The sequence below is a fragment of the Flavobacterium hydrocarbonoxydans genome (genome assembly GCF_009789235.1).
GTDB lineage: Bacteria > Bacteroidota > Bacteroidia > Flavobacteriales > Flavobacteriaceae > Flavobacterium > Flavobacterium hydrocarbonoxydans.
Genome location: NZ_WSTB01000010.1, coordinates 154,884 through 168,572 on the forward strand (window position 1 = coordinate 154,884; position 13,689 = coordinate 168,572).

Annotated in this window: 15 protein-coding genes; 13 read left to right on the forward strand and 2 right to left on the reverse strand. The window is 31.2% G+C overall.

Annotation, left to right across the window (positions count from 1 at the left end):
* The first annotated feature begins 305 nt into the window (after window positions 1–305).
* The 4 genes from GON26_RS16975 to GON26_RS16990 all read left to right on the forward strand — a co-directional run bounded on the left by GON26_RS16975 (window position 306) and on the right by GON26_RS16990 (window position 5,045).
* Window positions 306–3,158: a TrlF family AAA-like ATPase gene (locus tag GON26_RS16975; RefSeq protein WP_160375963.1), complete on the forward strand. Its 2,853-nt coding sequence runs from the start codon at window positions 306–308 to the stop codon at window positions 3,156–3,158.
* Between the two features lie 181 nt (window positions 3,159–3,339).
* On the forward strand, window positions 3,340–3,624 hold the full coding sequence (locus tag GON26_RS16980) for a hypothetical protein (RefSeq protein ID WP_160375964.1): 285 nt from the start codon (window positions 3,340–3,342) through the stop codon (window positions 3,622–3,624).
* A 136-nt stretch (window positions 3,625–3,760) separates the two neighbouring features.
* On the forward strand, window positions 3,761–4,183 hold the full coding sequence (locus GON26_RS16985) for a VOC family protein (RefSeq protein WP_230407959.1): 423 nt from the start codon (window positions 3,761–3,763) through the stop codon (window positions 4,181–4,183).
* A 76-nt stretch (window positions 4,184–4,259) separates the two neighbouring features.
* Window positions 4,260–5,045 (forward strand): hypothetical protein, encoded by a 786-nt coding sequence (locus GON26_RS16990; RefSeq protein WP_160375966.1) that lies wholly within the window; start codon window positions 4,260–4,262, stop codon window positions 5,043–5,045.
* Window positions 5,046–5,141: 96 nt separating this feature from the next.
* On the opposite strand, the gene GON26_RS16995 is transcribed toward GON26_RS16990, so the two are convergent.
* Window positions 5,142–5,663, reverse strand: coding sequence for a hypothetical protein (locus GON26_RS16995; protein ID WP_160375967.1), 522 nt, complete (start codon window positions 5,661–5,663; stop codon window positions 5,142–5,144).
* 469 nt (window positions 5,664–6,132) lie between these two features.
* Between GON26_RS16995 and GON26_RS17000 the strand changes: the two genes are divergently transcribed.
* The 3 genes from GON26_RS17000 (at window position 6,133) to GON26_RS17010 (ending at window position 8,432) form a co-directional block, all read left to right on the forward strand.
* On the forward strand, window positions 6,133–6,930 hold the full coding sequence (locus GON26_RS17000; protein ID WP_160375968.1) for a hypothetical protein: 798 nt from the start codon (window positions 6,133–6,135) through the stop codon (window positions 6,928–6,930).
* Between the two features lie 57 nt (window positions 6,931–6,987).
* Window positions 6,988–7,605: an RDD family protein gene (locus GON26_RS17005; protein WP_160375969.1), complete on the forward strand. Its 618-nt coding sequence runs from the start codon at window positions 6,988–6,990 to the stop codon at window positions 7,603–7,605.
* Between the two features lie 104 nt (window positions 7,606–7,709).
* Window positions 7,710–8,432 carry a hypothetical protein gene (locus GON26_RS17010; RefSeq protein WP_160375970.1) on the forward strand — a complete coding sequence of 241 codons (723 nt, stop codon included), beginning with the start codon at window positions 7,710–7,712 and terminating at the stop codon, window positions 8,430–8,432.
* Window positions 8,433–8,467: 35 nt separating this feature from the next.
* Here GON26_RS17010 and GON26_RS17015 read toward each other — a convergent pair whose 3' ends face one another.
* Entirely contained in the window at window positions 8,468–8,830 is a 363-nt protein-coding gene (locus GON26_RS17015; protein ID WP_160375971.1) for a winged helix-turn-helix transcriptional regulator, read from the reverse strand.
* A gap of 115 nt (window positions 8,831–8,945) precedes the next feature.
* Here GON26_RS17015 and GON26_RS17020 point away from each other — a divergent pair, with 115 nt between their 5' ends.
* The 6 genes from GON26_RS17020 to GON26_RS17045 all read left to right on the forward strand — a co-directional run bounded on the left by GON26_RS17020 (window position 8,946) and on the right by GON26_RS17045 (window position 13,629).
* Window positions 8,946–9,557, forward strand: coding sequence for an FMN-dependent NADH-azoreductase (locus tag GON26_RS17020; protein ID WP_160375972.1), 612 nt, complete (start codon window positions 8,946–8,948; stop codon window positions 9,555–9,557).
* Between the two features lie 389 nt (window positions 9,558–9,946).
* Entirely contained in the window at window positions 9,947–10,729 is a 783-nt protein-coding gene (locus GON26_RS17025) for a hypothetical protein (protein ID WP_160375973.1), read from the forward strand.
* Window positions 10,730–10,823: 94 nt separating this feature from the next.
* A complete protein-coding gene (locus GON26_RS17030; RefSeq protein WP_160375974.1) occupies window positions 10,824–11,522 on the forward strand; it encodes a hypothetical protein in 699 nt (232 codons plus the stop codon).
* Between the two features lie 103 nt (window positions 11,523–11,625).
* Window positions 11,626–12,312, forward strand: a complete 687-nt coding sequence (locus GON26_RS17035; protein WP_160375975.1) for a DUF3575 domain-containing protein — start codon at window positions 11,626–11,628, stop codon at window positions 12,310–12,312.
* 141 nt (window positions 12,313–12,453) lie between these two features.
* Complete coding sequence (locus GON26_RS17040; RefSeq protein WP_160375976.1) at window positions 12,454–12,975, forward strand: STM3941 family protein; 522 nt, start codon at window positions 12,454–12,456, stop codon at window positions 12,973–12,975.
* Between the two features lie 195 nt (window positions 12,976–13,170).
* The gene (locus tag GON26_RS17045; RefSeq protein WP_160375977.1) at window positions 13,171–13,629 is read left to right on the forward strand and encodes an SRPBCC domain-containing protein; all 459 of its coding nucleotides are present in this window, start codon (window positions 13,171–13,173) and stop codon (window positions 13,627–13,629) included.
* Window positions 13,630–13,689: the final 60 nt, after the last annotated feature.

The following is a 13,689-nucleotide window of genomic DNA, read 5'->3' on the forward strand; positions in this document are numbered from 1 at the left end:
CTTTTTTTTTGCAGATTTGTTTTGAGGTTTTTGACAATTCTTAATATTCTCTAAAATACCGTATAACTACTTGTATGCAGTTTTTTGATTATGCTTATACTTGTCCAGCACAAATATTTGACGATTATGGTTTTCCGTAAGGGAAATATTAATTGAATGAGGATATTTGTTTTTAGGAATAATAATGGAGTTTATGGTACTAAAACCATCTAAAATAAATTAAAGTCATTTTATGGCTAGCATAAAGAAGTTACTGGTCATCATGATTAAGGATGATACGAACCAAAATCAAAACCAATTAAACAATGGACAAAGGAGCACACTTTTACAGATGCGATTTTCAAGTACATAGTCCAAGAGACATAGCTTATACTGGAAATAAATATGGACTAAATCCAGAAGAAATTGAAAATATAACACCTGAACAAAAGGAAAAAATCACTTTAGAAAGGGAGCAATTTTCAAAAGAATATTTACAAAAAATCAGAGACGCTGGGTTAAATGCAATTGCGATGACGGACCATCATGATGTTGTATTTGTAAAGCAGTTAAGAAAAGTTGCAGAACTACAGAATCAAGAGTTCAAATCAAATTCCGAATTCGAAAAAATTATTACTGTTTTTCCGGGAATTGAAATGAGTTTGGCAAATCCTGTAAGCCAATGTATTATCATTTTTGACTCAGACTTCAGTGATTCTAATTTAGATTCAGTATTAAATTTTTTCGGAATAAATCCAACAAATGAATTTGAAAAAGTTACTACTCCAACATTAAAAATATCACAGACTGTAATCAATGATTTAGTGCATTTACATGAAAAACTAGATGAACTAAGCTATTGTAAAGGAAGATATGTAATCTTACCAAATGTTGGAAAAAGTGGTGACCATACCATAATGCGAAGTGGTTTTCATGAACATTATAGAAAAATGCCTTGTGTTGGAGGTTATGTAGACAAAGCTATTTCAACGGAAAGTGGTTATCAGAATAAACTTAACGGTGGAGATGTTAATTATGGCAACAAATCTATCGCATTAATTTCTACTTCAGACAATCGATATGAAGATGGTAGAGAATTTGGCAAATATTCAACTTGGATAAAATGGGCTGAACCAACTGCAGAAGCTATTAAACAAGCTTGTCTAGCGAAAGAATCCAGAATATCTCAAGTAGAACCTGAATTACCACAAATATTTATTCATTCAATTGATGTTACAACTTCAAAATTTCTTGGCACATTTAATATTAATCTAAATAGACAATATAATGCTCTAATCGGTGGAAGAGGAACTGGAAAATCTACAATTCTTGAATATTTAAGATGGGGTCTTTGCGACCAAACAATTCAAAATTCAGATTTTGATGAATTAAGTATAATAGAAAAAAGAAGAGAAGCTTTAATTCAAAAAACTCTTGCCGATGTTAATGGGGAAGTCCGTATTGCAATGGAGAAAAACGGGATTCTGCACATTGTAAAAAGAAACTCTAAATCACGTGAAATACTTTTAAGAATCGGCAACGGAGACTTTCAACAAGTCAAAGAAGACGATATAAGAAAAATTCTTCCTATACAATCATACAGCCAAAAACAACTAAGTGATGTAGGTGTTAAAACCGATGAATTAAAAAGGTTTATAGAACAACCTATAACCAATCGATTGGATTCAATAAAATTTAATCTTAATGAAACTGGCACAAAACTCAAAAACTCATACAATCAACTAATTCGAAAAAAAGAAATTGAACAAGAAATTGAAAACTTCAATCTTGAATCTCAATCCTTAAATAACCAAGCGGAAAATATTCGTAAATCTTTAAAAGGTGTTTCAACTGCTGACCAAGAAACAATTAATAAAAAACCGAAGTTTGAGAAAGAGGAAACGATTATTTCAAATTCAAAAAATGAATTAACGGTTTTTGAAAATAAAGCCGATGAATTACTACGCCTTTTAGAAAACTATCCTGAACCATTAGGAGATATTGAACAATTAGAAAATAAAGATTTAATTCAGAACATTTCGAATGAAATTGATTTAACATTTGTAGAAATAAAAGCCACAGCTCTTGCATTTAAAGCAATTTTTAGCTCTGAAAAACTTTTAAAACTAAATGAATTTATTCAACAATGGAACCTAAGGAAAGAGACTTTTGAAATAGCTTATGAACTATCAAAAGGTAATTCTCAATCCAGTCAACAACAACTTTTAGAAATTCAAAGAATAGAAAAAAGATTAAGTGAAATAAATAAAATTATTTCCGATAGGAAACTACTTCTAAAAGAAATCGGTACACCAGAAGAAGATTTTACTGCTCAAAGGCTTAATTGGCAAAAATACCATACTGAAAAAGTGACATTGCTAAATGAACAAGCCGTTAAATTCACAGAGCTATCTAAGAACCTAATTAAAGCAGAAGTTACTAAGAGTATTAATCTTCAACCTTTCAAATCACAACTCAAAAACATATTTGAAGGAACTCGAATTAGAGAAGAAAGAATAGATTCTGTAGTTGATATAATTAAACAATCCGCTGACCCAATAAAAGAATATACAGCAATACTTGAAGAATTTAGGCAACTAGCAGAACTTAAAGTATCAGAAGACAAAACACTCAAAATTCCAGATACACCATTATTGACAAATTGTGGTTATACTGAAGACCATAAATCAAAACTTTGTAGTAAACTATCATCAGAAGATTGGTTAAGGCTTTCCGCTAGTGAGCTAGAATTCAACCCAGAGTTTTATTACACGACAAACAATCAACTTGGAGATGTAATACCATTTAGGGAAGCCTCTGCTGGACAACAAGCTACTGCATTGTTGACCGTATTGCTCAATCAACCAGGAATTCCATTATTAATTGACCAACCCGAAGATGATATTGACAATAGAGCAATTGACCAAATAATTAAAAACATTTGGGAAGCTAAGAAAAAAAGACAATTGATTTTTACAAGTCACAATGCAAATCTTGTTGTTAATGGAGACGCAGAACTTGTTATTTGTTGTGACTACAAAGATTCAACAAGTCAGACAAGAGGAATAATTAAAGAAGAAGGAGCAATTGATAAAAAACTTGTAAGAAACGAAATTACTTCTGTTATGGAAGGTGGAGAAAAAGCATTTAAACTTCGGAAGGACAAGTATGGTTTTTAGTATGGAGAATCTGACAACAGAAGAAGCGCGAACTGGTAACAGGTGTTTTCCAAAAAAAAGATCACTCGTATTTCTACTAACTAGCTCTACTCCGTTACAATCTATAATTTAGTAACTGAAAAATTGGAACGGGCACGGATTGAAAATCTGCGCTATCTGTATCAATAAAAACTCTACCTCAATGAAAAAAATATTTTTATATTCAGTTATTATTTTACTATTAGTTATCACTGTGATTTGCATTATTTTGAAATACAAATATCAGAATGATTTTATGCTAAATCAATCTGAAAAACTTAATGCTTTAATGGTAAACATTGATGAATTAAGTCCAAACCAAAAAGACGAAATAGGGAAAATAGCTAATGATTATAAATATCATGTTTATACTTACCATATTGTAGCATTTTTGGCATTTGCAACTGCTGTATTCTTAATTTATAAAAGGAAAAATATACTTTTATAAAAATCATATCATTTAGTAACTGACAACAAGAACGGGCACGGAAAGAATTTCCGCGCTATCTGTACATTATGCGTAACTTTACCTAAATCTGTTTAAAAAATAAATTCAGACTATGGAAAAAAATAATTTACTCCGAATGGACAATGTTGGCATTGTGGTAGAATCGCTGGATGAAACTATTGCTTTTTTCCTTGAACTTGGTCTTACGTTAGAAGGCAGAGCAATGATCGAAGGGGAGTGGTCTGGTCGTGTAACAGGACTTCGGGATCAGTCAGTAGAGATTGCGATGATGGTCACACCAGACGGAAACAGCCGATTGGAGCTTTCGAGATTCCTTAATCCGAAAGTAATTGAAGATCATCGCGCTGCTCCGGTAAATGCTTTAGGCTATTTACGTGTTATGTTTGCCGTTGCTGACCTCGACGATACCCTTGATCGACTTTATAAACATGGCGCACAGCTTGTTGATGAAGTCGTGAGATATCAGGACTCTTATAAACTTTGTTACATCCGTGGCCCCGAAGGCATTTTAATCGGAATCGCAGAACAACTTAAATAGAATAAGCAGCGTGCATAACAGCAGTTTTTTTCAACCACAAATTCCTGAAAGGTTTTAAATTATAAATAATAATCGTATGCGAATAAAAAGGGGGTTACTGCTATTGGTATTTATTGTACTTCAATCTTGTAATCAAAATAAAAAAAAATCTTTTATAGACAAAGTTCATCCTGATGATAGATATTGTTTTGATGAAATCGAAAGAGCAAAGAAAGATATACAGAAAGCTAAATTGGTTCATTGCCATTATGCCGGAGGTATTGGGTTTCATGTGTTAAGAAGTAAAACCGAACTGGATAGTTTATTGCGATTATATAAAATAGATTTTGAATATACAGGCAGTTCTGATATTGAAGAACCCAATAAAACCCAAGGCTGTTACTGTTCGTTGATGCAGGAAAACATAGAAAAAAAGTTTGGAGGAAAATTTATAGATTCGGTTTCCTTAGTAGCAGACAGTTTATATATCGTAAAACATCTGGATCAAACTTACAGCTACATGGATTATGAAAGAAGCTGGGATAAACCGCCATTATACCCCAATGACAGCACGTATGATGCTTCTAACCATTCCGGACTTCAAGCCTCTTTTGAAAAAGCAGTACAATATCCTGCAGGTTATATTTTTAAAAACAATAAAAATTCTTCGGCCAGTATTTATATTGACATGTTTGTTAATGAGAAAGGAGAAGGTAAAATCAACACACTTTCTTTGCATTTCGACCATGAAAAAAACAAAAACTACACTCCTTATTTCAGAAGATTAGCTACGCAATTGATAGAAGAAGTCACCTGGACGCCTGCTAAAATTGCGAATGTCAGTGTGAAATCAAAAAATTTAATTTATATCTATCTAAAATAGTGTTGCGTTTCATTCCGTAGGAATTTAGCATTCTTATTAAAAGAAAAAATCTGCTGAATCTGCAAAATCTGCGAGAAACTAATCACCTTCATTGTTTTACTGAAGCGAAAGGCGCTCTTTCAACAGTAACTCTTCTTGTTGCAGCATTCGGAGTTTAATCGTGTATTGTTCCTGCAGCTGCAAACTATTTTTCTCGATAGCGTTTACGGCATCGTTTTTTATGACGTTTACAATACTATTTTGGACTTTTTCCGTTTCTTTGGTCGCTAAAAAACCTGCAAGCTGAAAAGCGATAATACCCTCTTCGAAATTTTTCTTGCAACTGTTAAGTTTAGCTTCGGTAATAGATTGCCTGTATTTATTGTTGATGAGCTGGTCTTCTATATACTTCCTCATTTTTGATTCCTGTGTCTTTACAAGTGCTATGGGCTCACTTCCCTCCTTATTCAGTTGGCTGGTGAAGGTTAGCATTTCAGTTATTTTTAGGTTAGCGGCTGTAGGCAAACTGCGCTTTCCTGTTACATACATGGCCCATTGGCTACGTGTAACTTTTAGCAGTAAGGCCATTACATCTTGTTTTATACCCAATAATTCTCCAATTCTTTTATCTTTTTTCATCACTCGTATGGGTTGTTGTTTTTATTGTTATTATAAATTTATTTATTTTTTGTTTTCTCACAACAGCTGTGATATTTTTTTTTATTTTTTATTTTGTCACAATAGTTGTGATTTTTTTTCAAATTTTTATTTATGTCACAACTATTGTGATTTTTTTTATTTTTCTTTATTTTGTCACAGCTTCTGTGACGAAATGTATTTTATTGTTTTTTAATCACAACATAAAATAAAGGATTATGATTGTAACTCAATTTTGTTAACCGATAATGACTCCTCCCAAACATTTCATGATTTAACCTAAACGTTTCGTGATATTATTCCAAAACTTTTCTGAAAAACCGTAAAACTACTTGTATTAAGCTTTTTGATAATGCTTATACTTGCCTCGCACAAATATTTGACGATTAGGATTTCGCATAAGGGAAATAATAAATAAATGTTGATATTTGTTTGTAGATAATAGGAGAACATGAATTATAAAGACGAAATTGTAGAATTTGTGGTTAATGGTTACAAGAATCATTACAATCAAATTATAACAGAGAATCACCGCTTTGTGTTGAAGGAAAAAAACGATAATTTTATAACTTTACCTCCAAAAGATTTTAAATATCATATTCATGCTAGGAGTTTAAAGAGTTCTCAAGCATTCGCCTATAATGTTTTTTCTGGTGTCAATAATCCAACATTACAATTTGAATTTCCTATGAAAGTTTTTGATAAAGATGCTCAAATCGACGTTATGTTTGAAAATGTAGAATCACAAACCATTGAATTATTTGAAGTTAAGTTTTTTGAGATTACTCATTTAGGAACAAAAAAAAATATTTTTAAAGAGAAGTATTTTAATGAAAGTAAATATATTCGTTCTGACATTGCGGCACAATTTATTGATTTTTTGGACACCGTAATAAAGGAATTTGAAGACAAAAGAATATATAGTTCGGGGGTAAAACAACTTTGCAGTCATCTACTTGGAATTTTAAATATTATGAATATAACGGACTATGCAGACAAAAAATTCAAACTCTACAGTTTTTGTTTTGATGATCCATTTTCGATTAAATTTAAAAAAGATTTGGAGAATTATAAAGATACTCTAACAATTTTCAAAAAACTTGTAGATAAATTATTGAAAGAGCTTAAAGTCGATGCAAGAGTTGAGTATTATGGATTTCTATCTGCCACTGAATATATAACTAATAGTAAAGAATTGTTAGGAAAGGAAAACTATGATTATGTAATGAAAAGATATTTTCAGAAGTAATATTTCAGCTGTAGTTGCAGAACGTTATTACCAAAGCAAGAAACCAAAATATAAAAAATGGAAAATATTTTTACGGATTTAATGACTAAGAAAACAAATGATGAATTGATTCTATTAGTAACTATTGATTGTGAGAAATATCAGCCCTTAGCAGTTGAAACTGCAAAAAATGAAATTAGATTACGCAATATTGATTTAAAAAAAATTGAGGAACTGAACGAAGTACGCAAAGAAGAAATTGCCATTAAGAAGCTAAAAAAAACTCAAAAACAAAAAGAAGTTCTTAAAAACAGTGCTAATTCTACTTTACGCAGCATTAACTTTATTATTGATATTGTGGCTATTTTTCTCCTTTATGTATCAATAGTCTATATAATACAAAAGCTATTTAATATAATCAGTACCAGGGAAATATTGTTTGTAAATAGAACAACAGTAATCGTAGTATTTCTTTTGTATTTTATTTTAGCAGAAAATATATTTCAGAAAACTTTGGGTAAAGTCATTACTAAAACCAAAGTAGTAAATTTAGAAGGTGAAAAACCAAATTTTATTGACATTACAATACGAACGTTTTGTAGATTAATCCCATTTGATGGTATTTCTTATTTATATTCTATTAGTGGTTTTCACGATAAATTATCAAAAACAATTGTAATAAAAGAAACTAATTAAAAATACAACAGGTAAAAGTTTTTATGAAATTCAAATTTATAATTTTAGTATTATAAATAATAGATCAACATGCAACACTTTTAGAAAAAACGGAATAAGAAATAATGAAACAACTACTAAGCTTTATAATTTTAATTATTTCCACGATAAGTTTTGGGCAAACGGCTATTGTAAATTTTCAAAAAGTATTTCCAAATGTAGAAGAAACCGAAAATTATATCAAATTTGAAATTAACGGTCAAAACTTTGGAGAAAAAGATTCTATCATCAGTATTCGAATTAACAAATCTGGATTCGATAATTGTAAAGCAATTATAAATAATGACACTTTGAATTTTGTGGCTAAATTTAGAGAAAATGAAACATACGAAATCAGACAAGGCTGCTGTTGTGCCGCATTTACATTAACAGCACAAAACAATCCGAATAGGGGAACTGTAAAATTTAAGAACCGTACCAAAAGAGATTTAGGTTTGATTGTAGCGGAAGCAAATATTGAAAAAATTGGCATTGGCAAAACTCAAAACATCTATGCGTCTGAATCTGCAATGTGCCTTTTTAAGCCTTGCAGTATTTTATTGACGGAAACAGAATACCTGTCTGAAAAATACGATTACAAGTCCGATGAAAGAGATTATGATACGTTGTGGAAAGAACAAAGAAAATATGAAATTGCATCAATTTGGTTTCACTTTCTTCACGGTGAAAAAATAGAACTATTCTATAATGAAAAAACTAAAAAAATAGAACTCAATCTAATTGGTTACTTGACTGAAAAAGAATTTAAAAAGACAATCGAGGAGTTTAATAAAAATGTACAGGAATAAAAAAAGCAATAATAGTTCCTTTTTATAAAATCAGTTTATTTGCCAATAATTTTATTTCTATGGCCTGCACCCCAATGGCTTAATGTTTTTAATACATCATTCAAGGTTTCGCTGTATGCGGATGCCTCATAAACGATACTCACAGGTGTAGTAGGATATACATTTCGTACTACCAGTTCGTTTTGCTCTAAATGTCGGAGTTCCTGTGCCAATATTTTTGGCGAAATACCTTCTAAATCTTTCATGATTTCGTTGAATCGCTTTGGAGCATTTACTAAGCTAAGCACAATTGGCAATTTCCATTTGCCATTTAATACATACAATGCATCAATTACATTCCTCAAACTGCTGGTACATTCTGCTTTAGTAACCGTTACTTTATTTTCCGTTTTTTCCATGGTACAAAAGTACGCACTTTCCTAAAAGTAACCACTTTCCTTTAGGAAACTACTATCTTTTAAGTAGTTATTAGGCCTAAATTTGTTTCCTGATAAATTATAAAAACATTTAAAAATGAGTTCAAAAAGAATATTACAGCTCAATTCCAGCATAATGGGTGAACAATCGTATAGCAGAAAATTAGGTAATGCTATTGTAGAAAAAATACAGCAAAAATATCCCGAAAGCACTGTTGAAGAATTAGATTTGGTCGAAAATAACATTCCACATCTTACCCCTGAAACACTACAGGCCATCTTTACGCCAGTCGAGCACCAAACAGCCGAAATGAAACAGAGACTAGAGTTGTCGGACAAATTGGTAAAACAAGTATTCGAATCGGATATAATAGTTATAGGGGCACCGCTAATAAACCTTACCATTCACTCTTCTCTCAAAGCCTGGATCGACCATATAACCCGCCGTGGTATTACATTTGGTTATACTGCAGAAGGTCTTCCGACGGGTTTGGTTGAGGGCAAAAAAGTGTATGTGGCCATGAGTTCGGGCGGTGTTTATACCGATGAACAAGGCAAAGCAAATGATTTTGTAGCTCCCTATCTAAAGTCTTTTTTAGGCTTTTTGGGCATGAAAGACCTGACTGTGTTCAGGGCTGAAGGACTGCATGTACCAGTAGTACAGGATACGGCATTAGAAAAAGGGATTAATAGCATCATCATTGATTAAAGTTTTTTTGCAATTTTAACCAAAGAATAAATTAGATCTACAAAAAAAGTGGCACATCACCACTACTAATACAATCGGGATTCTGGCAGATTGACGTTTCAATTTTACGAAGAAATTCTATCTTAACGTGCGAACTCAATCTGCTTTGATCTCCGACTCTTACCGCGATTGTTATCAGGTTTTTCTAACCGATAACGACTCCTCGCAAGTACTTCATAACTTGCCCTAAACGTTTCCTGAGACGATTTTAAAACTTTTCTAAAAAAACCGTAAAATTACTGGTATTAAGCTTTTTGATTATGCTTATACTTGTCTGGCATAAATATTTGCCGATTTGGATTTTGCGTAAGGGAAATAATAAATAATTTGCTGATATTTGTTTTTAGATAATGATTTTGTTATACATATCTATGCTTATAGTGTGGGTATATGACTTTATGATATATAATACCAGCACTTATAAACAACAATTAAAAATGAATGCTTTTACAATTACATTCTGTTTAGTCTTGTATGGACTAACACTTTTATGTTTTTTTCTTCCCTTTAAAAACGGGCAAAAAGTAACGGGCAAAATAGTTGGAGTTATTTTAGGTATCGTTATTACTTTAACCGTAATCGGGAACTTAGATTTTCTTATAATCTTTATTTGGCCTTTAATTGCAGTATTTCAAATAATCTTCATTAGCTATTGGTCTTTCAGGATTTTCGGAAGAAGGAAAACCGGAAAAATAGTCGCTATAGTTTTTACAACTGCTTTCCTTTTACTTTTAATGCAACCCTGGATTTCAGACTGGACATTTAATAAAAAAGATGTAAAAAAGATACTTGCTTTTCACAACTTGGAATTGAAAGACGATTTCAAAATTTTAAAAAACGAGAGTTTTGGATTTAAAGATTACCGTGAAACATTCATTTTAAAATTATCAGACAATGATTTCAATCGTATTTCTCAATCAATAAAGAGTTCAAAAAGTTATAAAGGATTTTTTAGGGACTATTCAAATGCTCCATCAGTCGACACACAAAATGACACAGTTGACTTTGAGACTACGAATTATTTTGAGAGAGAATATTCAACAAACAGGAAGATGGAAAATGGAACATATCACTTTTGGTTTCAATTAGATAAACAAAAAAAAGAATTAGAATATAATGGAAGTGATGAATAAAAACAGCCGCTAACAGCACATGCATCCGCAAGCTTCTCGCTCGTGCACGCAAAGTGTTAATTCAAAGTGTGTTAGTGGTAATATTAGAAAAAAAATGAGAAAACAGACCTTTGCAGTAGCACTATTTTTAATTCTAATTTCTTGTGCAAAAAAGAAATCAGAAGGCATAGCTGCATCTAATGAACAAAAAGCTATAACTAAAAGTCTAAACCTAAAACAAGCCAATAAAGTCAAGAAGCCTGCAATATTAGAAATTGAACCTTATGATTTTGATACGATACTAAAAAATGATTTTCATTTATCTTATAGGGTCTATAAAGACACCATTGAAAATGAAATGTTGCAAAGTTTAACTTTAGTAAAAGGGAATAAGGATATAAAACAAATTAGTGAAACAAGTTTTCCGATGCTGCATAAAAACCTAGGCTATATTGGTGGTGATTTTGGAAAAACGTTTCTATTTGTTCAATCATTCGGTTCTGGAAATCCACACGAAATACAGCTTATTGAAAAGGAAAACGGAAATGTAATAACTGAAGGTACATTAGTTGACAGTAATGAAAAAGAAAAAGTATTATTATATATTAAAAACGAACATGAAAAAGAGGAAAAATTAATTTTACTTGACATTAAAAATAATAAGGAAAAAATAATAACCGATTTTAATGATTTAAAATGTACTCATACTGGTGGATTAAGAGATTGTATCGTAATTGACACTGTGACGAAGATTGAAATTATTATAAAAACCGATTCAGAACAAGATAACGTAACAAAAAAATACTACCGCTAAACAGATTTGAGCATTGACTTATTGCAAAAATTGTTTTTTGTATTTGGAGTTTGGCAAATCCAAAATATGGACTTATTTTCACCGTAACAATAGCAAAACCCTGATGAAAAAAACACTACTTATAATGATTTTGATGCTTTCGAATTTAATCTTTTCGCAGGAAGAGAAAAAGGAATACAATTGGGCAGTTAAAATCAATACCCTTCAATTAACAGATTTTGTATCTTTTCCTACTGTACAATTATCTGTGGAGCGAAAGATAAATTCCTGGTCGAGCCTAAACGCCGAATTTGGTTATCAGCTTTATGACACAGAAACAGCAGTAGATACGGTTTCTTTAAAACCAAAAGGCTTTAAGGCAAATATTGAAGGACGAATATATTTCCAGGAATTATTGAATAGAGATAGAGTTGGTAAAAACAGATTTTATTTAGGTCTTCAATTATTTTATAGACAAAACCAAAAATCAAGTTCACTAAGCTATAGCCGCATAGACGATGAAGAGGGCGAATATAAAGATTATGTCGATAATTTTGGCGTAAAAAAATCGGCACGAGGAATCAATTTAATTTTCGGAAGCCAATTTTCAGTCACAGAAAGATTTATTATGGAGCCATTTGTTGCGTTGGGTTATATGGATAGAAACGTTGAAAATCCCGGATCGGAATATGATGAAGACATACACGAGCCCACAAATCATCATATGATTATCTCTGGATATGATTTAGAACACGATCATGAAAACACTGTCAACTTTGGTTTGGGCTTCAGGATGGGTTATCGATTCTAGAAGCAGTTTATAAAAGCCTTTTATTTGGATGGTTTAGCTTGTTTGTTTCTTATCTCTCGGGAGGTAAATTCGAATAATTGGTTAAATTCAGGAAGAAAAAGCGTCTGTAGTCGAAGAAAAAAGGTAAAATAAAAAACTTAAATGAAAGAAATTAGACTTTACAAAAGCCCTATTAAATCACTAAGATTATTACTCATGTCTTCTCTATTTGTAATTCCAAGTATTTGGTTTATAATAAACGAAAAAGAAACCAAATTTATTTTTTGGTTCTGCTTATGCTTCTTTGGAATTGGTTTTTTGATTAGTGTCTTTAATATTCTAGACAGAAGAGTTCAAATAATTATTACTGAAGTTGGAATCTGGGACAGAAGTATAAATCAAGAATTAATAAAATGGGAATTCATACAAAACGCATATGATATTGAAATTCATAAGCAAGTCTTTATTTCAATAAAAACTGATGAAAGATTTGTAATGAAAAAGAAATTATATAAATGGGCTAACAATTTAAATCAAAAAATTGGAGCGCAAAAAATAAACCTAAATCTCACCTATATAAAAGTTGATTTAGAAAAAATGATAACTTTTATAAATATTATGAAAACAGAAAAAATCGAAGAAAGAGAAAAGCTAATCGGATTATATAGAAATAGAATTATATAAAGTTATTATTTCTATAGCAACTACAACTTATTAGAAATAAACTCAATAGCAAGTTAGTTTAGTATATGATGTTTGGAAAATTCAACTAATGGTCTTAATTTAGTATTAAACTCATTGAATTTCAATGAACTATAAAGCGCAAGTTTGGGTGACAGCTAATAAAATTTGAAACAATCTAAGTAAATAGTAAACATTATGAAAAAGTTACAATATAAAGTAAGCATCAATGCCCCTGTGACCAAGATATATGATTTTATGCTTGGTATTAGCAATAAGTCAACTTATGAACAATGGACTTCTTTGTTTAATCCTACCTCTACCTATGAAGGAAGTTGGGAAAAGGGAAATAAAATTCTGTTTATTGGAGTAGATGAGAAAGGAGAAAAAGGAGGGATGGTTTCCAGGATCGCTATAAACGTTCCCAATCAATTTGTTTCAATTCAGCATTATGGACTTTTAAAAGCAGATAAGGAAATTACAGAAGGACCCGAAGTCGAAAAATGGGCAAACGGATTTGAAAACTATACCTTTGAAGCAACCAATGGTACTACAACCGTTACGGTGGACTTAGATACTACGGAAGAATTTTTAGATTACATGAACGAAAACTATCCAAAAGCACTCGACAAGCTGAAAGAAATTTGTGAAAAATAGGAATTTTAGGGATATTTTAAAAAGTAAAAAACTTTTCGTTTCCACAGTTTTACAAAAAAA